Below are 22,243 nucleotides of genomic sequence, written 5' to 3'. Positions count from 1 at the left end.
TTCGGCCACGTGAGGCAAACCGGGCGGGTCGCTTTGGTCCGTTATCGGCGTTGGCTACGCATGGAGTCCGCAGACTCTCTACAATCCGCCCCCATGTCCTGGCAGCACCCTCAGAACGGCGACGACGGGCCGCGGATCTACGGCGTGTACGACGCGGAGGCCACGACGGGCGTGTACGAGCAGTACGCGGATCCGGCCGCGGCGCACGGCTGGTACGAGGAACAACCGCCCCCCGCGCCCGGTCCCGTGTACGCAGACGCGCCCGACGACCTCATATCCACGGCGCCCATCGCCACCGTCGGCGATCCCGACGCGGACGAGGACAGCGCGATCTTCGTCGACGGCTCCGGGCGAAGACGGCGGCACATGCGGCGCGCCGCCTTCGGGATCGGCGCGGGCTGCGTCGTGTTCCTCGGTGTCGTGATCGCCGGGCTGTTCGGCTCCGGCCCGTCCGGCGGACCGCTGCCCTGGGGCCACAAGGACGACACGAAGGCGCCTCGCGCGGAGCACTCGCCGTCCTCGTCGCCCACCGCGCGCCCCGGCACCCCCGTACAGCCCGAGGAACCCACGGCCACCGGCCCGTCCTCCTCCGAGAGCCCCAGGTCCACCAAGGGCGACGGCGAACCGTCGGACAAGACCACGTCGGAACCCGCAACGAACTCGGCGCCCACGACCACGGCACCCACGACCACGGCGCCCTCCGCCACCGCGCCGGCCAAGGGGAACGCCACGGACAACCCGGGGCGTGGTCACGGCACGGGATCGACCAAGGGACCCAGGTGACCCGAGCCGCCCGGCAGGCCCCCTCCCCCCGCCGCTCCGCCGGCCCCAGCCGACGCAAGCAGCGCGAACCCCGCGCCCACTGGGTGCTGCTCCTGCTGACCCTCGTGGTTGCCGCCACCGCGCTGCTGTTCGGCGGCTACGGGCGGCACGAGATAGCCGCCACGGACCCGCCGTCCGGGGCCTGCGAGAAGGCGCCCGCCAACCTCTTCACGGGCGGGCCCGTCATCAGCATGGACCCCAAGACCGGCGGCGTCTCCGCCTCCCGGATGCCCGCGGGCACGGTCGCCCTCACCTATGACGGCGGGCCCGACCCGGCCTGGACCCCGCGCCTGCTCGACGTCCTGAAGAAGCACCACGCCAAGGCCACCTTCTTCCTCACCGGCACCGACGCGGCCGCCCACCCCGACCTCGTACGCCGCATCCGCGACGAGGGCCACCAGATCGGCTCGCACACCTACAGCGACGCCGACCTCGCCGGGCTCTCCGCCCCGCGCACCGGCCTCGAACTCGCCCTCACCCAGAACGTCCTCGCCGGCAGCGCGGGCGTCGGCACCCATCTGCTGCGCCTACCGCACACCTCCACCACCGCGAAGCTCTGCGACGACCAGTGGCAGGCCGCGCGCGACGCGATCGTCGACGGCTATGTCGTGGTCGCCGCGGATGGCCCCGGGCGCGGCCTCAAGGACGGCGCCGTGCGCCAGTTCACCGGCTCCGCGGCTGCCGTGCGCGACACCGAGCGGATCTTCGCGAGCCCACTGGGCGACGTACGGTTCACGACCGTCGGCGAGGGCCTCGGGCTGAGCGGCGCCACCTACCCCGTGTCCACGTTCGCCGAGGTGCGCGGCACCGCCGTCGTCTGGGCGCAGGCCGCCTCACGCGCCTTCGTCGGTGCGATGACCTGGCTGATGGTCGCCGCCGGAGTGATCACCGTGGCCCGTCTTGTGCTCCTGCTGACCGTCGCGCGCGTGCATGTGCGCCGGGTCAGGAAGAAGCGGCGCAGGGGCCACCGACCGCCGCCCGTCACGGAGCCGGTCACCGTGATCGTCCCCGCCTACAACGAGGAGGCGGGTATCGAGGCGACCCTGCGGTCCCTGCTCGCCTCCACGCACGCGTACGTCCAGATCATCGTCGTCGACGACGGGTCGAGCGACCGCACCTTCGAGATCGCCGAGTCGGTGCACGCGTGGGACCCGCGCGTGATGGTCGTCCGGCAGGAGAACGCGGGCAAGGCCGCCGCCCTCAACACCGGCCTGTCCTGGGCCCAGTTCGACCTCGTCGTGATGATCGACGGCGACACGGTCTTCGAGCCGGACGCCATCGCGCGCCTCATCCAGCCGTTCGCCGACCCGCGCGTCGGCGCCGTCAGCGGCAACACCAAGGTCGGCAACCGGCACGGCGTCCTCGGCCGCTGGCAGCACCTCGAATACGTCATCGGCTTCAACCTCGACCGTCGCATGTTCGACGTCCTCGAGTGCATGCCGACCGTGCCCGGCGCGATCGGCGCCTTCCGCCGCGAGGCGCTCGCCGGCGTCGGCGGCGTCAGCGAGGACACCCTCGCCGAGGACACCGACCTCACCATGGCGCTGTGCCGGGCCGGCTGGCGCGTCGTGTACGAGGAGTCTGCGATCGCCTGGACCGAGGTGCCCGCGAGCGTGCAGCAGCTGTGGAAGCAGCGCTACCGCTGGTGCTACGGCACGCTCCAGGCGATGTGGAAGCACCGCAGGGCCCCCGTCGAGGGCGGGCAGGCGGGCAAGTTCGGCCGCCGCGGCCTGATGTATCTGCTCGTCTTCCAGATGCTCCTGCCGCTCCTCGCGCCGCTCGTCGACGTGTTCGCGCTGTACGGGCTGCTGTTCCAGGACGCGGGGCAGGCGGGCGCCGTCTGGCTCGGCTTCACCGCCGTCCAGGTCTTCGGCGCCGTGTACGCGCTGCGGCTCGACAAGGAGAGGTTCGAGCCGCTGTGGACGCTGCCGCTGCAGATCTTCGTCTACCGCCAGCTCATGTACCTCGTCGTCGTGCACTCGGTGGTCACCGCCCTGCTCGGCAACCGGCTGCGCTGGCAGCGGATGCAGCGCACCGGGACGGCGACCCAGACCCTCGAAACACCAGCCCGCCAGCCCGCCTGACACATGTTCGTCAAAGTCCTTGCAAACCCCAGGAGTTGATCCGAAGCGCAGGAGTACGTTTCCGGCGCTCGGCAGCAGGAGATCCAGCGTGGCCGTGTGGGGCGGCCACCGCTCCGTGCCGAAGAACCGGAGACACCATGCACGGGTTTTCCGACGGGCACAGATCGGGCAGGGGGGCCAGAACGGCCCTCGCCCTCTGCGCGGCGGTACTCCTGGTCGCGGGGACGGGATCCGTCGCCGCGTACGGGGAGGACGACGAGGGGCACGGCCGCCACGAGGTGGCGGGCGACGAGTCCCATGAGCTGATGGAGTCCATCGACTCGTTCAACGAGCCGCGGCTCTCACCCAGCGGCCAGGTAGCGGCGGGCGCCTACGCCGACGCCTGGAAACACATCACGAACATGCCGGTGAAGACCGGCACATGGGGCGAGGTCACCACGTCCCCGTACAACGAGGACGCGCTCCACTACCGCGACCACTCCGCCTCCAACTCCGGTGGCGGAGCGGGCCATTCGGCGGGCCGCATCGCCGCGCTCGCCACCGATCCGACCCACCAGGGCGTCGTCTACGCGGGCGCGGCCGGCGGCGGCGTGTTCCGCTCCACGGACGACGGCGCGACCTGGACGCCGATCGCCGACCACCTGCCCGCCCTGTCCGTGGGCGCGCTCGCCACCGCGCCCGACGGCTCCCTGTGGCTGGCCACCGGCGAGGCGACCACCGCGTCCGACAACTACCTCGGCAGCGGCGTCTACCGGCTCGCCGACCCCGTGCACGGCACTTTCGCCGAGAGCGACAAGGTCGGAGGCACGCAGCTCGACAACTCCTCCATTCACAATGTCACCTTCGACACCGCGGCCGGGTACGTCTTCGCGGCCTCCTCGCACGGACTGTTCCGGCGCCCGCTGTCGGCCGCGCAGTCCTCGGCCTGGACGAAGGTCCTCGCGCCCTGCGCGGGCGTCGGCGTGAGCGGCACCGGCTGCGGAGTCTCCGCCGAGTACGCGGACATCGCCAACGACATCGCCGTACAGCCCGGCAGCGACGGCAGGAAACTCCTCGCGAACGTCGCCTGGCGCAGCGGGGCCGACTACAACGGCTTCTACTACTCCGAGGACGCCGGCACCACCTGGAAGCGCGCCAACCCGACGGGCGCGATCAACCCCGCCGAGATAGGCAACGCGTCCTTCGCGTACGCTGCCGACGGCAGCAAGCTCTACGTCTCCATGGAGTCCCCCAAACTCCTCAACAAGGCGTCGGGCGCGGGCGTCTACTCGGTCCTCGCGGGCGTGTACGTCAGCCGGAGCGGCAACGCGAGCGGCTCCTTCAAGCAGATCGCGAACGCCGCCCAGCTCTCCGCGAGCGGCTCCGCGATGAAGATCAACGAGATCGGTTCCGGCTACCAGCCGGGATCCCAGGCCTGGTACGACCAGATCGTCGCCGTCGACCCGGCCGACCCGGACCACGTCTATCTCGGCCTTGAGGAGATGTTCGAGACACGGGACGGCGGCGCCAACTGGCACGCGGTGGGCCGGTACTGGAACTTCGGCCTGTCCTGCTTCTCGTACGACCAGGACAGCAACACCTGTGACGGCGACGTCATGCACTCCGACCAGCACGCCATCGCCTTCTCCCGGTGGAAGGGCGGCACACCGCAGGTCTACGTCGGCAACGACGGCGGCGCCTACGCCCGGTCCACCGCGCAGAAGACGCCCGGCTGGCGCAACCTCAACGAGTCCGGCACCCTGCGCAACCTGCAGTACTACTCGGTGGGTGCGGGCCGCATGACGGACGGCAGCGGCGACGCGGTCTGGGGCGGCCTCCAGGACAACGGCGTCTCGCTGCTCGCGCCGAAGGGATCGACGTACCAGGGACAGCAGCTGAACCCCGACGGGCAGATGGTCTCCCCGTTCGGCGGCGACGGCGGCGACCAGCTCGTCAACCCGGCCAACGGCTGCGAGACGGTCGGCGAGTACACCAACCTGGCCCTCCAGATCACCCGCAACTGCGGCTACACGGCGAGCGACGACGGTGAAGAGGACGCCATCACCGACATCGCGCCCGAGGACCCGCTCGCCCGCTTCATCGCGCCGTTCTCCGCGGACGACGAGGACTCCGGCTACTGGGTCGCGGGCGGCGAGTACATCTGGGGCAACACCAAGACCTGGGCCACCGAGGACGGGGACGACTGGACGCAGCTGTACGACACGGGCGCGGGCCACTCCACGACCGCCGTCGCCAGCCGTGACCGGGTCGTGTGGGGCGCCTGGTGCGGCTCCTGCAACCCGGGCGCCGCATTCGGCCGGGGCATCGTCACCAACTACGGCGGCACCTGGCACCAGGTGTCCCTGCCCGCCGACTTCCCCAACCGCTACATCTCCGACGTCGCCATCGATCCCTCCGACGCGTCGGGCGGCACGGTCTACGCCGTCGTCAACGGCTTCTCACGGCACTGGAACGAGGGCGCGGGCGCCGGCTACGGCCATGTCTGGCGCACCACCGACGGCGGAGCGACCTGGCACGACGTCAGCGGTGACCCCGCCGCCACGGACTCCTTCCCGGACGCGCCCGCGAACTCCCTGCTGATCACGCCGTCGGGCACCCTCGCCGTCGCCACGGACCTCGGCGTGTTCACCGCCGCCCGCGGCTCCGACGGCCACTGGCAGCGCCTCGGCGCCGGCCTGCCGACCGCCCCGGCCGTCTATCTGACGCCGAGCCCGGACGGCCGCCAGATGTACGTGGCGACGCACGGAAGGGGGATCTGGAAGACCCCGATGCCGTAGCCGGGGGAGGGGCGGCCGGTGCGCGGGACCTCACACGGTCCGGCGTACCGACCGCCCCGCGAGCACGTCCGTGCGGCGCCCGTCCTCCATCACGAACTTCCCGTCGATCAGGACGTGCGGGATGCCCACGGGGAGCGTGCGCGGCGCCTCGAACGTGGAGCCCGCCGCGACCGTCTCCGGGTCGAAGAGGACCAGGTCGGCGCGGTAGCCCTCGCGGACCAGGCCGCGGTCGGCCAGGCGCAGCCGCGCCGCGGGACGTGACGTGAGGTGAGCGACCGTCTCCTCCAGCGACATGATGCCGAGCTCGCGCGCGTAGCGGCCCAGGTAGTGCGGGAACGTGCCGTACGCGCGCGGGTGCGGCTTGAAGCCCTGGAGGATCCCGTCGCTGCCGCCCGTGTGCACCGGGTGCTGCATGATCGCCCGGACGTTCTCCTCGTGGCCGACGTGCTGGAGGATCGTCGAGCCCAGCTTGTCGTTGATGAGCAGACGGCGCGCGGTCACCCACGGCGCCTCGCCGCGCATGTGGGCCGACTCCTGGACCGTCTTGCCGACGCAGGACGCGAGCCCCGGGTCGGACACGCCGGAGATCTCGATGGCGTCCCACTCGATGGGCACACCGTGGCAGCCGTCCGCCCCGATGACCTCCATGTGGTGGCGGATCTTCTCGGCGGTCGCGTCGTCCTGCAGCCGCTTCATGATCTCGTCGGGGCCGCCCTCGCTCGCCCAGCTCGGCAGCATCGCGACGAGCGTCGTGCTGCCCGGCGTGTACGGGTACGTGTCGAGCGAGATGTCGGCGCCGCCGGCGAGCGCCGCGTCGAGCAGGGAGATCAGCTCGGGCGCCTTGCCCTTGTTCACCCCGAAGTTCATGGTGGCGTGCGCGAGATGGAGCGGACAGCCCGCCTCGCGGGTGAGCTCCACCATCTCCCGGTACGCGTCGAGCGCCCCGGCGCCGTACGAGCGGTGGTGCGGGCAGTAGTAGCCGTCGTACGAGGCCACGACCCGGCACAGCTCGGTGAGTTCGGCGTCCTTCGCGTACATGCCGGGCGTGTAGGTGAGGCCGGACGACATGCCGACGGCGCCCTGCTCCATGCCCTCGGCGACGAGCTGCCGCATGCGGCCGAGCTCCTCGGGCGTCGCGTCGCGGTCGTCCCAGCCCACCGCGTACATCCGCACGGTGCCCTGCGGGATCAGGTACGCGGCGTTGACCGCGATGCCGCGGTCGAGGCGGTCCAGGTACTCGCCGACCGTGCGCCAGTCGAAGTCGATGTCCGACCCGTCACCGTTCCAGCCGGTGATCGCCCGGCGCACCTCGGCGAGCGTGCGGTCGTCGACCGGCGCGTACGAGAGGCCGTCCTGGCCGAGGACCTCGAGCGTGACGCCCTGCGCGGCCTTCGCGCTGTGGTCCGGGTCGCGCAGCAGCGCGAGGTCGCTGTGCGCGTGCATGTCGATGAAGCCGGGGGCTACCGCCAGGCCGGCCGCGTCGAGGTTGCGGCGCCCGGCGGGGCGGGCGCCGGCGCCCTCGCGGTGAATCGTGGTGATCCGGCCGTCCTGGACGCCGACGTCGGCGCGATAGGAGGCACCTCCGGTGCCGTCGATGACGTTCGCTCCGCGGATGACCAGGTCCATGTGGGGGTGCCTCTCTGTGGTGCGGGTGTTCGGGTGCGGGTGCGTTGTGGCTGGTCGCGCAGTTCCCCGCGCCCCTTGAAGGCATGCGCTGCGCGCAGCCTTCCCCGATGAGATGCCGCACGAAGTGCGCATCTCAGGGGCGCGGGGAACTGCGCGACCAGCCCCCACCGGAGCCGCAGAAGACCACCGCCCCGATGCCCTTCGCCTAGAAGAACGTGCGGACGTAGTCCACAACCGTGCCGTCCGCCTCGACGAGAGGAATCAGCTGCCACTTGTCGAAGGACGTGCACGGGTGCGACAGGCCCATGCCGAGCCAGTCGCCCACTGCCAGGTCCTCGCCCCCGTCCGTGCGCACCCAGCCGTGCTGGTCGGAAAGCCCCGTCACCGTCACGCCGGTGGCCTCGCGCACCTCGCCCGTACGGGCGTCCCGTACGACCTGCGCCTCGGGCAGATCAAGGTCGTACGCCGCGTCGCGCTTGCCCGCGTTCGTGAAGGCCTGCTCCGGCGTCGGGCGCGAGACGACCTGAGCCCACAGCCGGAACGCCGGGTGCAGCGCGCCCTCCTCGGGGACCCGGTTGAACGGCGTGAGGTGCTTGTAGTGGCCGTCGTCGTGCGACACGTACGCGCCCGAGCGCAGCAACTTGCATACAGGAGCCGAGAGTTCGGGCAGTTCGGCGAACACGTCCGCCACCGCGTCGAACCAGGCGCTGCCGCCCGCGCTGACCACGATCTCGTCCAGGTCCGCGAAGCGGCTCGCCTTGTCGAAGTCGACGAGCAGCGCGGTGAGCCGGCGCAGCCACGCCCCGACGGTCTCGGGCGACGCGTCGGGCACCTCGCCCTCGTACCCGGCGACGCCGACCAGGCGCAGCGTGTCCGCCGCGGCGACGGCGTTCGCGATGTCGAAGCACTCGGCCTCGGTCCGCACGCCCGTGCGCGCGCCCTCGCCCGCGCCCAGCTCCACGACCAGGTCGACCGGCCGCGTGGCTCCGGCCTCGGCGAGGGCGGCGTCCATCAGCTCGACGGCGCGCACCGAGTCGACGTAACAGATGAAGCGGAAGTCGGGGTCGCTGTCGAGTTCGCCCGCGAGCCAGCGCAGGGCGGCCGGGTCGACGAGTTCGTTCGCGAGGAAGATCCGCTGGATGCCGAAGGCGCGGGCGACCCGCACCTGGTGCGGGACGGCGAGGGTGATGCCCCACGCGCCGTGCTCGATCTGGCGGTGGAAGAGCTGTGGCGCCATCGAGGTCTTGCCGTGCGGCGCGAAGGCCAGGCCGTGGCGAGTGGCGTATGTCTCCATGAGCGCGAGATTGTGCTCGAGGCGCTCGGCGGACAGTGCGAGGACCGGGGTGGTGAAGCCGCCGGTGAAGAGGTTGCGGCGCTCGGCCGCGAGCTCGCCGACGGTCAGGCCTTCCGCGTCCGGGGGCAGCCCCTTGAAGCGGTGGTCGACCCGCTCGAGATCCAGATCCCTGAGACGGGCTACGGCGTTGACGGCACTGTCGGCGGCCATGGAGCCTCCTCGTAAGAAGGCCGTTGCAAATTATGCAACGGTCATTGCGTATGTCGCTTACTGCTGTCTAACATCCGAGCCAACGCCGGGTCAACGGAGCCGTTGATCCCCCCGGCCTGAGCCCAGATCCCACGAGGAGCCCGAACCACCGTGACCGCCACCGGACCCGCCGCCCCCGCGCACCACGCACCCGTGGATGTCGTCACGCTCGGCGAGTCCATGGTCACCTTCGTGCCCTCCGTACCCGGGCGCCTCGCCGACGTACCGTCCTTCGACCGCGGTATCGGCGGAGCCGAGTCCAACGTGGCGTGCGTGCTCGCCGCCGCCGGACACACCGTCCGCTGGGTCAGCCGCGTTGGCGCCGACGGCTTCGGCGACCACCTGGTCGACGCGATCGGCGCGTACGGCGTCGACACCTCCGCCGTACGCCGCGACCCCGCCCGCCCCACCGGCATCTACTTCCGCACCGCGGGCGACCGCGCCACCGACGCCCACGAGGTCGCCTACTACCGCGCCGGATCCGCCGCCTCCGCGATGACCAGCCAGAACATGGACCTGGCCGCGATCCGCTCCGGCCGCGTCCTGCACCTGTCCGGGATCACGCCCGCGCTCTCCGCCGGCTGCCTCGACCTCACCGCCGACCTCACCGCCCGCACACCCGCCGGCCGGCCCCTCGTCTCCTTCGACGTCAACCACCGCCCCGGCCTGTGGCCCCGCCCCGACGACGCCCGCGTCCTGCTCGACCTGGCCCGCGGCGCCGACCTCGTCTTCGTCGGCGAGGACGAGGCCGAGGACGCCTGGGGCATCACCGGCGGCCCCGACGCCATCCGCGTCGCCCTCCCCGAACCCGCGACGCTCGTCGTCAAGCGCGGCGCCGACGGCGCGGTCGCCTACGACGAACACGGCGTACGCCATACCGAGCCCGCCCCCCGCGTGGACGTCGTCGCCGCGGTCGGCGCCGGCGACGCCTTCGCCGCCGGCTACCTCTCCGGCGCCCTGCGCGGCCTGCCCGTACCCGCCCGGCTGCGCCACGGTCACCTCATGGCCGCTGCCGCCCTCACCACCTCCGGCGACCTCGCCGCGCCCCCGAGCCGCGCCCACGCCAACCGCCTCGCCGACCTCGACGACGTCTCCTGGGGGACACTGCACCTCGGCCCCGGCTGGACCGCCGGCGACGCGAGGGCCGACGAGGAGGTACGTACGCCATGAGCCAGACAGTCGACCGAGCGCTGAGTATCCTGCCGCTGCTCGCCGAGGGCCCCGCCGACCTGGGCCAGGTCGCCGACCGCCTCGGCGTCCACAAGTCCACCGCCCTGCGCCTGCTGCGGACCCTCCACGAACACGGCCTGGTCTACCGCCAGTCCGACCAGCGCTACCGCCTCGGCGCGCGCCTGTTCGCCCTCGCCCAGGAAGCCGTCGAGAACCTCGACGTCCGTGAGATCGCCCACCCCCACCTCACCGCGCTCAACGAGAAGTGCGGCCACACGGTCCACCTCGCCGTGTACGAGGAGAACGAGGTCCTCTACATCGACAAGGTGGAGAGCCGCTACCCGGTCCGTATGTACTCGCGCATCGGCAAGCCGGTGGCCATCACGGTCGCCGCCGTCGCCAAGCTCCTCCTCGCCGACCTCTCCGAAGCCGAGCGCCGCGCCATCGCCGAGAAGCTCGACTACCCCATGTACACGGCCCGTTCGACCCCGAACGCCGGCGCCTTCCTCAAGGAGCTCGCCGTCGTCCGCGAACAGGGCTGGGCCACCGACCTCGGCGGCCACGAGGAGTCCATCAACTGCGTCGGAGCCCCCATCCGGGGTGCGGACGGCCGCGTCGTCGCCGCCATGTCGGTCTCCGCACCGAACGTGGTCGTCACGGCCGAGGAACTCCTCACCCTGCTCCCGCTGGTCCGCCGCACGGCCGACGCGATCAGCCGGGAGTACTCCGGAGCCGTACCCGGCTCCAAAGAGGCCACCACCAAGGCCGCCAGCAAGGCCGCCAGCAAAGAAGCCCCCACCAAGGAAGCCACCTCACGATGACCGAGAAGACCGCGCTCACCCCCGCCACGCACACGACCCCGCCCGCGAAGTTCTCGCATGGCGTCAAGAAGGGCAACGTCCTTCAGGTCGCGGGCCAGGTCGGCTTCCTGCCGGCCGTGGAGGGCCAGGCCCCCACCCCCGCGGGCCCGACCCTGCGCGAGCAGACCCTCCAGACCTTCGCCAACGTCAAGGCGATCCTCGAAGAGGGCGGCGCCGGCTGGGACGACGTCATGATGATGCGCGTCTACCTCACCGACGTCGACCACTTCGCCGAGATGAACGCGATCTACAACGCGTACTTCGAGGAGCAGGGCCTCAAGGCCCCGGCCTCCGCCCGCACCACCGTCTACGTCGGTCTCCCCAAGGGTCTCCTCATCGAGATCGACGCGCTCGCCGTCCTGAGCTGACGCTTTCGCAACACCCGTAACCCGTACGTCATCACGGTGCGGCGCCGATCCCCGAGGCGCCGCACCGCGATCCCCCCCTGCCCTGATCCTGAAAGTTTCATGGAATTACGAGGTCCCCCCTCATGTCCCTCATGTCTCTCGCCGCGACCGCCCCCGCCCCCACGCCACCACCCCATACCGGCGGACTCCTCACGGTCATCGGCGGCACCGCGGGCCTGCTCACCTGCGCCGCGCTCGGCATCATCCTTCTGCTCTTCCTGATCATCAAGGTCAGACTCCAGCCCTTCCTGGCCCTCCTGACGGTCTCCATAGCCGTCGGCCTCGCGGCCGGCCTCTCCGTCACCGAGCTCTTCGGCACCGTCCAGAAGTCCGACGCCGTCTCCCTCATCGAGACCGGCATGGGCGGCACCCTCGGCCATGTGGCGATCATCATCGGACTCGGCACCATGCTCGGCGCGGTGCTCGAAGTCTCCGGCGGCGCCGAGGTGTTGGCGTCCCGCCTCCTGAACCTCTTCGGCGAGAAGCGCGCCCCCCTCGCCATGGGCCTGACCGGCCTCATCTTCGGCATCCCGGTCTTCTTCGACGTCGGCATCTTCGTCCTCGCGCCGATCGTCTACGCGGCCGCCAAGCGCGGCGGCAAGTCGATCGTCCTCTACGCCATGCCGCTGCTCGCCGGCCTGTCGATGACCCACGCGTTCCTGCCGCCGCACCCCGGCCCCGTCGCCGCCGCCGGACTGCTCCACGTCCAGCTCGGCTGGGTCATCCTCATGGGCATCATCTGCGGCGTCCCCGCCGTGCTCGCCGCCTGGGTCTGGTCCGCGTGGATCGGCAAGCGCATCTTCGTGCCCGTCCCGCAGGACATGGTCGAGGCCGCCGACGAGGCGAAGGCCGCGCTCGTCGAGGAGCAGCGCAAGGCCGGCGTGAAGCCGACCGAGGCGCCGGTCCCGCTCGGCACCGTCCTGGCGATCATCGGCACCCCGCTCGTCCTGATCCTCCTGGCCACGTTCTCCTCGATCGCCTTCGACCCCTCCACGGTCCGCTCGGTCATCGAGTTCTTCGGCCACCCCTTCGTCGCCCTGACGATCGCCCTGCTCCTGGCCTACTACCTGCTCGGCATCCGCCGCAGCTGGTCCCGCAAGTCCCTGGAGACGGTGTCCACGGCGTCCCTGAAGCCGGTCGCCAACATCCTCCTGGTGGTCGGCGCGGGCGGCATCTTCGGCGCGGTCCTCAAGGGCAGCGGCGTCGCCCAGGCCCTCTCCGACACGTTCAACGACGTGGGCCTGCCCGTCATCGTCCTCGCCTACCTGATCTCCCTGGTCCTGCGCGTCGCCCAGGGCTCGGCCACGGTCGCGATCGTCACGACGGCCGGCATCGTCTTGCCCCTCATCGAGGCGGGCCACTACTCCCAGCCGTTCACGGCCCTGGTCATCATGGCCATCTCGGCGGGCTCCATCTTCGCCTCGCACGTCAACGACGGCGGCTTCTGGATGGTCGCGAAGTACTTCGGCATCTCGGAACGCGACACCCTCAAGACGTGGACGGTCCTGGAGTCGGTCCTGTCGGTGGCGGGCTTCGCGGTGGCGGCGGTGATCAGCCTCTTCGTCTAAGGGTTGTCCCGTAACTGCTGGTCACAGGTGAGATGATCTTGGTGTGGCTGGTGTGATCACGGCGTCGGAGCCGTCCTGGATAGGCCCGTTCACCGGGCTGAGCCCGCGCTGCTTCGGGAAGTTGGTGGCTGCGCTGCGCCGCGAGGGCGCGGACGCGGTGCGGCGGGGCCGGCCGTGGGGTCTGCCGCTGGAAGACCGCGTGTTGCTGGTCGCGGCGTACTGGCGCACGAACTTGACGATGCGCCAGATAGCCCCGCTGTTCGGCGTCTCCAAGTCGGCGGCCGACCGCATCATCGACCAGCTCGGCCCGCTCCTCGCCCTGCAGCCCAGGAAGCGTTTCGCGAAAGACACCGTGCTCATCGTGGACGGCACCCTGGTCCCCACCCGAGACCACAGCATCGCCGAACAGTCCAAGAACTACCGCTACTCCACCAATCACCAGGTCGTCATCGACGCCGACACCCGCCTGGTCGTCGTGGTCGGCGAGTCCCTTCCCGGCAACCGCAACGACTGCAGGGCGTGGGAGGAATCCGGAGCCAAAGCCGCCGTCGGCAAGACCATGACGATCGCCGACGGCGGCTACCCGGGCACCGGACTCGTGATGCCCCACCGGCGCCGCAAGGGCGAGGAACTGCCCGAGTGGAAGGAAAGGCACAACAAGTCACACAAGCAGGTACGGGCCCGCGTCGAGCACGTCTTCGCGCGCATGAAGTGCTGGAAGATCCTCCGCGACTGCCGGCTCAAGGGCGACGGCGTCCACCACGCCATGCTCGGCATCGCACGCCTGCACAACCTCAACCTCACCGGATAGGCAAGGCCGCCGACGACCGAGCCGCCATGCCCTCATCGACCCGGTGATCATTTACGGGACAACCCTTAGGACGCGGGGCCGGCCTTCGTCCAGGACGCGGGCCGCGCACTGACTGCTGAGACGTCGGGCCGGCGGAGAATTCCTCCGCCGGCCCGACGTCTCACTGCTTGAGGTCCTGCCGGTCTACTTCTCTCCGGTGCGGCGGCGCGCGGATCTTCCGCGGGGCTGAGGGTCCCGCCCCACAGGCTCGTCCGCCATACTTCGCTCCGTGGAGCAGCGCATAGACACTCAGAAGGTCACGCCCGTAGACGCCGCCGGAGCCGACCCGGCCTCCGTCCCCGGCCTCACGCCCCCGCGCCAGGCCCCGGAGACGGAGGGGAAGGCTCTGTCACTGGAGAAGACGGAGCCGACGGAACCGGCGGAGGAGCTGGACACGGAGCCGGAACCGGAGCCCGCCGAGGACGTGGCCGACGCCCCGACCGACGCCTCATCCGCTGACGCGGCCGGCCCGGACTTCACCGCCTCCGACCGCCGCGGCTCGATCACCGCGGACGCAACCGGCGTGCGCCTCCAACTCGATGACCAGGAGGCCGAGTTCCGCTGGGACGAGATCGGCGCGGTCGAGGTGGGCACGTCCCGGCGCCGCCTCACCGTCACGGTCCACACCCCGGACAGCCGCTGGTACCCGAACGACGTGGAGGCCCCGAACAAGGCGCGCGCCCAGGAGTGGGCGGACGAGCTCGACAAGGTCCTGGACGCGTACTTCGAGGACTGACCGGCACAAGTTCCGGCAAGCCCTCTTGCCCCCTGCCGTGCTTTACGCTTCCTTGACGGTATGGCGGACACCACGGGCAACACAGGAACGGGAACCGGCACCGCGCAACTCAACACACAGCCCCGCAAGTCGAGTTGGAAGTACATCGGCCCGGGCATCGTCGTCGCCGCGACGGGCGTCGGCGCCGGCGACCTGGTCGCCACCCTGATCGCGGGCAGTAACTTCGGCTACACCCTGCTGTGGGCGGCGGTGATCGGCTGCCTGGTCAAGATCAGCCTGGCGGAGGCGGCGGGCCGCTGGCACCTGTCGACGGGCCGCACCCTGTTCGACGGCTGGGCGAGCCTCGGCCGCTGGACGACGTACTTCTTCGTGGTCTACGTCGTCGTCTGGGGCTTCGTGTACGGCGCGGCGGCGATGTCGTCGAGCGCGCTGCCGCTCCAGGCGCTGTTCCCGGACGTGTTCCCGGCCGACTGGTCGATCAAGCCGTGGGCGATCATCTGCGGCCTGATCGGTCTCGCCTTCGTCTGGTTCAACAAGTACGCGATCTTCGAAAAGGTCATGACGGTCCTCGTGGGCGTCATGTTCGTCGTGACGGTCTACCTGGCGATCAGGGTGACCCCGCACTTGGGCGACGCGTTCGCGGGCCTGCTCCCCGTACTCCCCGACGAGAAGGACTCGATCCTCAACACCCTCGGCCTGATCGGCGGCGTCGGCGGCACCATCACGCTGGCCGCGTACGGCTATTGGGTCAACGCGAAGGGCTGGACGAACGCGCGCTGGATGAAGGTCATGCGCCTGGACAACCGGGTCGCGTACATCACGACGGGCATCTTCGTCGTCGCGATGCTGTTCGTCGGCGCGGAACTCCTGCACGCCTCACACACGCAGATCGCGGCGGGCGACAAGGGCCTGATCGACCTGACGGCGATCCTCCAGGCCCAGTACGGCACGGCAACGGCCAAACTCTTCCTGATCGGCTTCTTCGCCACGTCGTTCACGTCCCTGATCGGCGTGTGGCACGGGGTGAGCCTGATGTTCGCGGACTTCGTGGAGCGCTACCGCCGCACACGCGTCCGCGCGGACCGGGTGTCGGTGACGGGCGAGGACGTGGCAACGGGCCAACGAGAGAAGGGCTGGCCGTTCCGCGCCTACCTGCTCTGGCTCACCTTCCCCCCGATCATTCTCCTCTTCCAGGGCCAGCCATTCCGCCTGATCATCCTCTACGGAGTACTGGGCGCAGCCTTCATGCCCTTCCTGGCCCTGACCTTGATCTGGCTCCTCAACTCCTCCCGCACGCCCAGGGAATGGCGCAACAGCTGGCTGAGCAACGGAATGCTGGCGGTGGCGGGCCTGCTGTTCATCGTCCTGTGTGCCCAGCAGATCTGGGACCAGCCTTGGTCGGAGTTCTTCTGACGAGCGTTCGCTAGGCTCCCGCGTCATGCCGAACATACGTGCATCGCGGCGTGACGCCGACCGGTTGTGGGGGGTCTTCGGGGTTGCCCTCGGGGCCACGTTCGTCGTGTGGATGGTGTCCTGGCTCGTCACCGGGATCTCCGAGCAGGACGAGCGGTGCGCCCAGGGAATGGTCGGCCCGGGTGGCCGCTTCCGCCTGGAGGAGAGCAGCTTCCCGCCCAACGTGAGCTGCGTGTACGAGGACGGCACGACCCTCTCCAGCGCGGGCGCACTCGTCTGGATCTTCTGGGCGGCGGTCGTGGTCCTGACCGTGTCGGGCCTGGGCGCGCTCGCCCTGGAACTCACCGGCGTCCGCGGCGCGAAGGCGGCGTCCCGCCTGAGCAAGCTGGCGATCACCGGGGCCGCCGCACTGGCCGCGGTCTACGCTCTCGCGTTCCTCACCACGGGCTCCCCGAAGAGCGACCCCCTCCAGACCTGCTCGGCCTTCACCACGGGCATCTACGAACGGGCGCAGTCGGTCCACCGCACACCGTTCCCCGCGCAGACGACGTGCGTCTACGCGGACGGCAAGACGTATGACCTGGTCCCGGGCTGGATGGGGACCCTGGAATGGACGCTGCTGGCAGCGACGTTCGTGTGCGCGGCGGGGGCGGTACGGGCGGGCCGCTACGCGGATGCGGGCGCGACGCCGGGAGAGGTGCCTTCGTCACCGGCGAGGGAGATGTAGGGCGTTGATTGGCGGATTTGGGCCGTTGGAAGACCTTGGCGGCGGAGATCGGTGGCCCAAATCGTCCAATCACCGCCGGTGGCGTCAGAGCAGGTGATCCGCCTTGCCGGCTTTGATGTCCAGGATCATCGCGCGGAGCGCCTCGCGGGAGTCGGTGAGATACGTTTCTTCGCTTCCGGCGACGGTGATGTAGGCGTTGCCGTGGGGGTCGGTTCCTAGGCGGAAGCAGTTGGCGCCCTCGCCACAGAAGGGGTCTTCCCAGGTGATGGTCGGCACGGTGACTTCTCCTACACGAGGTCGTCGGCGAGCGTTCGGATGAGATCACGGGACGCCTCGGGCGGCAAGGCCACCGCCTCCAGCGCACGGAACTGAGCACGGTACTTATGCAACTGCATTGCGGAGTCGATGAATTCCGGGCCGTGAGTGGCATCGAGTTCCACGGTGTCGAGATCGGCCACTGGCCCCTCGGCGTATACGACCGACTGCCCCGCTCCGGGGAAGCCGCCGGCCTTGAACGGCACTACCCGTACAGACACTTCGGGGCGTTCGCCCACGCTCAGGATGTGCTCCAGCTGAAGCCTGGCGACGCCGGGGCCTCCGAACTGCATACGGAGCGCTGCCTCGTGCATGGTGAGTTCGAGCCGGGGCGGATCGGCTCTGTCCAGGACTTGCTGGCGCTCCATTCGGTGAGCGACCCGTACGTCGATGTCGTGCTCGGGCAGGGGTGGAATGACGTGTTCGAAGACGGCCCGCGCGTGCTCCTCGGTCTGGATCAGCCCGGGCAGGTGAACGGTGAGGGCAATGCGGAGCTTGCGTGCATGCCACTCCAACTCCGAGATGTCCAGGAAAGTGGCTGGGAGTTGGGGCCGGTAAGCTTCCCACCACCCTTTGACCCGCTCGCCCGCCATGTCCGCGAGTGCGTCCACGAGTCCCCGGTCCGCGCAGCCGTAGTTGGCCGCGAGTGTGCGGACGCGCTCCGGGCTGATGCCGGACCGTCCGGACTCCATGTTGGGCACATTGGTGCGGGGGACGCCGAGAAGGCCGGCGGCGAACTCAGTCGTCATCCCGGCGGCGGTCCGCATCTTGCGCAACTCCGCCCCGAGGCGCCGCTGACGCTCGGTCGGTGTGCTTCTCGGCGGCATGAGACCTCCAGTGACGGCGATGGGGACAGTCTGCCTCGGGGCCCGGATGGGTGAATGCATCCATAGCCGTAGTACATGTACTCCAGTCACGCTACAGTCAGTAACGCGCAAGCTACACACGGCAGTTGGCAGTGCATCACGCGAGCCTGCCCGCACGCTTCCTCCCTGGAAGGGTCGGGTTCGCGTCAGGGAGACGAGCCACCGACTGTTGCCCGCTCCACCCCACAAGGGAGTTCGCCATGCCGGTCACCCTCTCCGTCTGCCCCGCGCACGCGGACCGCACGGCCCCCACGCCCGAGAACCTCACGTACAGCCTCACCCTCCCCTCCACGCTCACGTCACCCGCGATGGCGCGCGCAGCGACCCGCACGCTGCTCGCGGCGCACGGACTGCGCGACATCCTGGACGCGGCGCTGCAGGCAATGGCCGAACTGACGGCCACAGCCTGCCAATTCACTGCCTCACCCGAGATTTACGTATCGCTGCGCTATCGCGAGGACGCGCTGCGCCTGATCACGTACGACAGTCACCCACGCCACACGAACGCCCGGGTCGCCGCGGCCTGCGAGGCCCGGCGCCGGGCGGCGCTACGTCTGCTGGCCTGCGTCACCCGTACCTGCGGGGGCGACTGGGGATATGGTCCGGCACGCGAACCGGGCGGCGGTACGCGCATGTGGGCGACGCTGCCGCGTACGAGCACGGCGTCGGCGTACGGCGGGCCGGGTGTGGTCAGTCCGCGATGAACATCTGGGCGGCGTGCCAGGAGAGGATGCCCTGCACGCCCTGGGTGGTGATGGTCAGGTCCATGCGCCCGTCCCACCGGTGCTCGCCTATGTGACTGCCCTCAAGATGATTGAGGCTGACGGTCTCGACCTTCTTGGCGGGCGTGCAGTACATGTCCCGCCGGATAGCCGTCGCGCCGACGGCATGGACGGTGAATTTGCCCGAACCGGCGCAGGCGAAGGTCAGTGAATACGTCCGGCCCTCGATCATCGTGGCCTTCTCGGGGGACTGGTCGAGATCGCGGATACGGATGGTGGCGTGGCCGCCGTTGCGCAGGCCGAGCTGGTGAGCGCCGGAGACTCCGTTGCCGTTGCGCTGGTTGAAGGTGGCGGTCCCACCCTCACGCGCGACGGCGGCGTGGGCGGCCGCGGCCCACAGCTTGAAGGCGGCCGGCGACGCGGCCCGGGCCTCCCGAGCACCGCTCGGCCCAAGAACACCCCACAGCCCGGCCCCGACCACGACGGCACTCAAGACGACCCCGCCGACAATCCTCTTCACAGCCAACCCCCACCTCACGCGCCTGCGCGGCGCGCACCCGTGACGCGATTCTGCCAGGGGCGGCGCGCCGGTAGCAGAGCGTCAGCGCGTGAACCGCTGTGGCACACAGCAGCGCCGCCGGGGGAGCGGCGGCGCTGCGGATTTTGAGGGGGGATTCCGGGCGTTGAGGGTCAGGGGTCAGGGGTCAGAGGCCGTGTACGTGCGGGCCCACCGTCGATGACCAGCCGTTGCCCGTCGACGCGTCCCAGTTCGTCGACCACGTCATCGCGCCGCGCAGGCCGGGGTAGGTCTTCGACGGTTTGAAGGAGCCGCAGTTCGTGCCCTTCGTCAGGCAGTCCAGGGCCGCGTTGACCACGGACGGGGACACGTATCCGCTGCCCGCCGCGCTGGTGGAGGCCGGGACTCCCAGGCCTACCTGGGACGGGGCCAGGCCACCCTCCAGCTGGATGCAGGCGAGCGCGGTCAGGAAGTCGACCGAGCCCTGGCTGTAGACCTTGCCGTCGCAGCCGAGCATCGAACCGCTGTTGTAGTACTGCATGTTGACGACCGTCAGGATGTCCTTCACGGCCAATGCGGTCTTGAAGTACTCGGCCGACGTCGACTGCATGTCTATCGTCTGCGGGGCCATCGTCAGGACGAAGTCCGAACCCGCCTTTGCGGCAAGGGACTTCAGTGCCTGCGACATGTACGTCGAATTCAGGCCGTTCTCGAGGTCGATGTCGACGCCGTTGAAGCCGTATTCCTGCATCAGTGAGTAGACCGAGTTCGCGAAGTTCGTCGCGGAATTCGAGTCATTGATGGATACGGTGCCGTTCTGGCCGCCGATCGAGATGACGACCGACTTGCCGGCAGCCTGCTTCGCCTTGATGCCCGCCTTGAACGCGTCCTCCGTGTAGCCGCCGAGGCCCGCCGAGTCGAGCGTGAAGTCGACCGCGCCGGGCGTCGTCGTCGCGTCGGCGAACGCCACCGCGATGATGTCGTAGTCGCCCGGTACGTCACTGAGCTTCTGGACCGTCGCGCCGTTGTTGAAGTTCTGCCAGTAGCCGGTGACGGCGTGGGCCGGGGGTGCCGCGTCCGCCCCGGCGGGGTCCGCGGTGGCCGTCGCCGTGCCGGTGAGGGCCAGGGCCAGGGTGGTCAGCGCCGCCGCTAGGAATGAACGCTTCCGTGCTGATTTTGTCGTCGCGCGTGCCATTGCTGCCTCCGGTTCAGATGTGGGGGGAGGGGCAGTTGCCGGTTCTACAAACTGGTCCAGACCATTTGGGTTGTCAAGACCTCTGGAATTACTGGTTCCTGGCCGAGCCGCGTCGGCCGCCTGGGCAACCTCCCGGTGAACACCGGGAAGTTGGGTGTTGAGCGGGCAATGCGCGGATATGGTGCTGAGACAGGAGTGCACAGAGACCGGGGGGTGTGCGAGCGTGCCGACCGCGATAGCCGTGACCAGCCCTGACCTGGTCCTCGCCGCGGCCGACCGGCATACGCCGTCCGCCGCCGTGCTCCACTCCGCCGAGGACAGGGGCGGCAGGGCGGAGCCGTACGACCTCGATCGCGCGATCGTCGAGATGCACACCCTGATCGAGCACCACGGCTATGTGATCGCCCTGTGCCCGGCTTCCGTACCGGACCTGGTCGTTCACCGGCTGCACGCCGTGCGTTCCGTGCTGGAAAGTGACCGGATCGCCATCCTGCGGCCGGAGCTCCCGCCGCTCGGGCTCGCCGTACTCGTGCTCCAGCTGCGGCAGTTGACCATGTGCGACTTCAGCCCCGGCGTGCTCGCCTCCGCCGCGCGGCTCCTCGCCCACTACATCTACGCCGGTGCCGTGCTCGGCTCCGTCGCCCGGCTCGACCGCGTCCCCGTCAGCCTCACCTCGCACGCCAAGTCGTGGGTGCCGGGCGCCCAGTTCGCCGTACTCGCCACCCCGCAGCCCGAACTCGTACGGCTCACCGGACCCGAGCCGCCCCGGCTGAGCGGACCCGCCTTCGGTACCCGTATGTATTACGCCGCCGGGCAGCAGCCCACCGACTGGATCACCGGCACGCTCGCGCCCGCCTGGCAGGTGCAGGGCGCCGTCGAGACCAGGCTGCCCGCCGAATCCGGGCGCTGGTGGGCCACCGGGAAGCCCGGAAATCCGGGAAAGCTCGCCGAGTTTGCGGCCGCCATCCCCGACATCTCCGTGCTCTACCAGCTCGTCTCGTCCGTCCGGCGCGAGGCGTGCCACTGGTGCGGACTCGAACTCATCGGTGACCGCTGCGGCTTCTGCGCCGCTCCGCTCGCCGATCCGCCCGCCCCGGCCGCGAAACCACCGGGCGGACACGGCCGCGGCAGCGCTCTCGCACCCGCCACCGGCCTCGCTGCCGCTACTGCACTGGCCCCCGTCATCGGCCCGGCCCGCGCCGCCCTGCCACCCGCCGCCCGCCCCTGATCCCCGCGTGATCCCCGACGAGATCCCCACGAGGTAGTCCGGTCCATGAACTCACGTCAGCGTCGCGGCGTCATCCTGCTGGTCATCTCGGCCCTGTGTGCCGTCGGCGCCTTCGCCGGGGTGCTCTCGGTGATCCGTGACGTGAACTCGAAGGTGGGCCCGGAAGTCGCGGCGTACCGGCTGAAGGACGATGTCGCGCCGTACAAGGAGCTGACCGCCGACCGGTTCGAGAAGGTCGAGATGCCGGAGCGGTGGCTGTCGAAGACCGCCGTGACCAGCCTCAGTCAGATCCGCGGCAAGATCGCCGTCACGACGCTGAAGAAGGGGTCCCTGCTCCAGACCGACATGATCGTCGCCCGGCCCCAGCTCAGGGACGGACAGCAGGAGATCGCCATCATGATCGACGCCGAGACCGGCGTTGCCGGGAAGATCACGCCCGGGTCGAAGGTCAACATCTACGCCACCTTCAAGGCCGCCAACGAGAAGGCCAAGGACCAGTCCAAGGTCATCGTCGAGAACGCGGAGGTCATGGACGTCGGCAAGCTCACGCCCATCGACGAACAGGGCGGCGACAACGGCCGGCGCCGGCAGGGCGAGGCCGTGCCGATCACCTTCGCCCTCGACCCCGCCGACGCGCAGCGCGTCGCGTACGCGGAGTCGTTCGCGACCCACGTCCGGCTCGCCCTCGTCGCCGCCGGCAGCGACGCGGCCGTCCCGCCGGGCGACCGCTCGTACACCCTCGACGAGGACAAGTAGTCCAGCGACAAGTAGTCCGGCGACAGGTAACCCAGCGACAAGCAGACCAACGAGAAGTAGT

The 22,243-nt window shown here is 70.2% G+C and carries 20 protein-coding genes; 14 read left to right on the top strand and 6 right to left on the bottom strand.

The annotated features are described in order from the left end of the window. Positions 1-93 precede the first annotated feature (93 nt). The 3 genes from OHA58_RS12725 (at position 94) to OHA58_RS12715 (ending at position 5,683) form a co-directional block, all read left to right on the top strand. Positions 94-783 carry a hypothetical protein gene (locus tag OHA58_RS12725; RefSeq protein WP_405478799.1) on the top strand — a complete coding sequence of 230 codons (690 nt, stop codon included), beginning with the start codon at positions 94-96 and terminating at the stop codon, positions 781-783. Further along, positions 780-2,906: a bifunctional polysaccharide deacetylase/glycosyltransferase family 2 protein gene (locus tag OHA58_RS12720; RefSeq protein ID WP_405478798.1), complete on the top strand. Its 2,127-nt coding sequence runs from the start codon at positions 780-782 to the stop codon at positions 2,904-2,906. The genes OHA58_RS12725 and OHA58_RS12720 overlap by 4 nt, the downstream gene beginning before the upstream one ends. A gap of 137 nt (positions 2,907-3,043) precedes the next feature. Then, positions 3,044-5,683: a WD40/YVTN/BNR-like repeat-containing protein gene (locus OHA58_RS12715; protein ID WP_405478797.1), complete on the top strand. Its 2,640-nt coding sequence runs from the start codon at positions 3,044-3,046 to the stop codon at positions 5,681-5,683. A 30-nt stretch (positions 5,684-5,713) separates the two neighbouring features. Here OHA58_RS12715 and OHA58_RS12710 read toward each other — a convergent pair whose 3' ends face one another. Continuing rightward, the gene (locus OHA58_RS12710) at positions 5,714-7,309 is read right to left on the bottom strand and encodes an amidohydrolase family protein (protein ID WP_405478796.1); all 1,596 of its coding nucleotides are present in this window, start codon (positions 7,307-7,309) and stop codon (positions 5,714-5,716) included. Positions 7,310-7,514: 205 nt separating this feature from the next. Next, complete coding sequence (locus OHA58_RS12705) at positions 7,515-8,813, bottom strand: amino acid deaminase (protein ID WP_405478795.1); 1,299 nt, start codon at positions 8,811-8,813, stop codon at positions 7,515-7,517. 150 nt (positions 8,814-8,963) lie between these two features. Between OHA58_RS12705 and OHA58_RS12700 the strand changes: the two genes are divergently transcribed. The 8 genes from OHA58_RS12700 (at position 8,964) to OHA58_RS12665 (ending at position 16,583) form a co-directional block, all read left to right on the top strand. Continuing rightward, on the top strand, positions 8,964-10,022 hold the full coding sequence (locus tag OHA58_RS12700; RefSeq protein WP_405478794.1) for a sugar kinase: 1,059 nt from the start codon (positions 8,964-8,966) through the stop codon (positions 10,020-10,022). Further along, complete coding sequence (locus tag OHA58_RS12695; RefSeq protein ID WP_405478793.1) at positions 10,019-10,843, top strand: IclR family transcriptional regulator; 825 nt, start codon at positions 10,019-10,021, stop codon at positions 10,841-10,843. The genes OHA58_RS12700 and OHA58_RS12695 overlap by 4 nt, the downstream gene beginning before the upstream one ends. Continuing rightward, entirely contained in the window at positions 10,840-11,250 is a 411-nt protein-coding gene (locus OHA58_RS12690; RefSeq protein ID WP_405478792.1) for a RidA family protein, read from the top strand. The genes OHA58_RS12695 and OHA58_RS12690 overlap by 4 nt, the downstream gene beginning before the upstream one ends. A 131-nt stretch (positions 11,251-11,381) precedes the next feature. Continuing rightward, complete coding sequence (locus OHA58_RS12685; RefSeq protein WP_405484934.1) at positions 11,382-12,857, top strand: GntP family permease; 1,476 nt, start codon at positions 11,382-11,384, stop codon at positions 12,855-12,857. 43 nt (positions 12,858-12,900) lie between these two features. After that, entirely contained in the window at positions 12,901-13,668 is a 768-nt protein-coding gene (locus OHA58_RS12680) for a transposase (protein ID WP_405476455.1), read from the top strand. 268 nt (positions 13,669-13,936) lie between these two features. Continuing rightward, a complete protein-coding gene (locus OHA58_RS12675) occupies positions 13,937-14,443 on the top strand; it encodes a hypothetical protein (protein ID WP_405478791.1) in 507 nt (168 codons plus the stop codon). A 60-nt stretch (positions 14,444-14,503) separates the two neighbouring features. Next, on the top strand, positions 14,504-15,856 hold the full coding sequence (locus OHA58_RS12670; RefSeq protein WP_405478790.1) for an Nramp family divalent metal transporter: 1,353 nt from the start codon (positions 14,504-14,506) through the stop codon (positions 15,854-15,856). A gap of 25 nt (positions 15,857-15,881) precedes the next feature. Continuing rightward, positions 15,882-16,583, top strand: a complete 702-nt coding sequence (locus OHA58_RS12665) for a hypothetical protein (protein ID WP_405478789.1) — start codon at positions 15,882-15,884, stop codon at positions 16,581-16,583. A gap of 84 nt (positions 16,584-16,667) precedes the next feature. On the opposite strand, the gene OHA58_RS12660 is transcribed toward OHA58_RS12665, so the two are convergent. Both OHA58_RS12660 and OHA58_RS12655 read right to left on the bottom strand, forming a co-directional pair. Then, on the bottom strand, positions 16,668-16,859 hold the full coding sequence (locus OHA58_RS12660; RefSeq protein WP_405478788.1) for a hypothetical protein: 192 nt from the start codon (positions 16,857-16,859) through the stop codon (positions 16,668-16,670). A gap of 11 nt (positions 16,860-16,870) precedes the next feature. Then, entirely contained in the window at positions 16,871-17,725 is an 855-nt protein-coding gene (locus tag OHA58_RS12655) for a helix-turn-helix domain-containing protein (RefSeq protein WP_405478787.1), read from the bottom strand. Positions 17,726-17,964: 239 nt separating this feature from the next. Between OHA58_RS12655 and OHA58_RS12650 the strand changes: the two genes are divergently transcribed. Then, positions 17,965-18,468 carry an ATP-binding protein gene (locus OHA58_RS12650; protein WP_405478786.1) on the top strand — a complete coding sequence of 168 codons (504 nt, stop codon included), beginning with the start codon at positions 17,965-17,967 and terminating at the stop codon, positions 18,466-18,468. On the opposite strand, the gene OHA58_RS12645 is transcribed toward OHA58_RS12650, so the two are convergent. After that, positions 18,455-19,006 (bottom strand): hypothetical protein, encoded by a 552-nt coding sequence (locus tag OHA58_RS12645; RefSeq protein WP_405478785.1) that lies wholly within the window; start codon positions 19,004-19,006, stop codon positions 18,455-18,457. The two genes, OHA58_RS12650 and OHA58_RS12645, sit on opposite strands and share 14 nt — an antisense overlap. 184 nt (positions 19,007-19,190) lie before the next feature. After that, on the bottom strand, positions 19,191-20,198 hold the full coding sequence (locus OHA58_RS12640; protein ID WP_405478784.1) for a chitinase: 1,008 nt from the start codon (positions 20,196-20,198) through the stop codon (positions 19,191-19,193). A gap of 223 nt (positions 20,199-20,421) precedes the next feature. Here OHA58_RS12640 and OHA58_RS12635 point away from each other — a divergent pair, with 223 nt between their 5' ends. Both OHA58_RS12635 and cpaB read left to right on the top strand, forming a co-directional pair. Continuing rightward, entirely contained in the window at positions 20,422-21,426 is a 1,005-nt protein-coding gene (locus OHA58_RS12635; protein WP_405478783.1) for a hypothetical protein, read from the top strand. A gap of 45 nt (positions 21,427-21,471) precedes the next feature. Further along, positions 21,472-22,182: a Flp pilus assembly protein CpaB gene (gene cpaB / locus OHA58_RS12630; RefSeq protein ID WP_100598201.1), complete on the top strand. Its 711-nt coding sequence runs from the start codon at positions 21,472-21,474 to the stop codon at positions 22,180-22,182. The last annotated feature ends 61 nt before the right edge of the window (positions 22,183-22,243 follow it).

The organism is Streptomyces sp. NBC_00009, from assembly GCF_045040855.1.
Lineage (GTDB): Bacteria > Actinomycetota > Actinomycetes > Streptomycetales > Streptomycetaceae > Streptomyces > Streptomyces aureus.
Note: the sequence above shows the minus strand (reverse complement) of the source record. Positions and strands in the feature narration are given on the sequence as shown.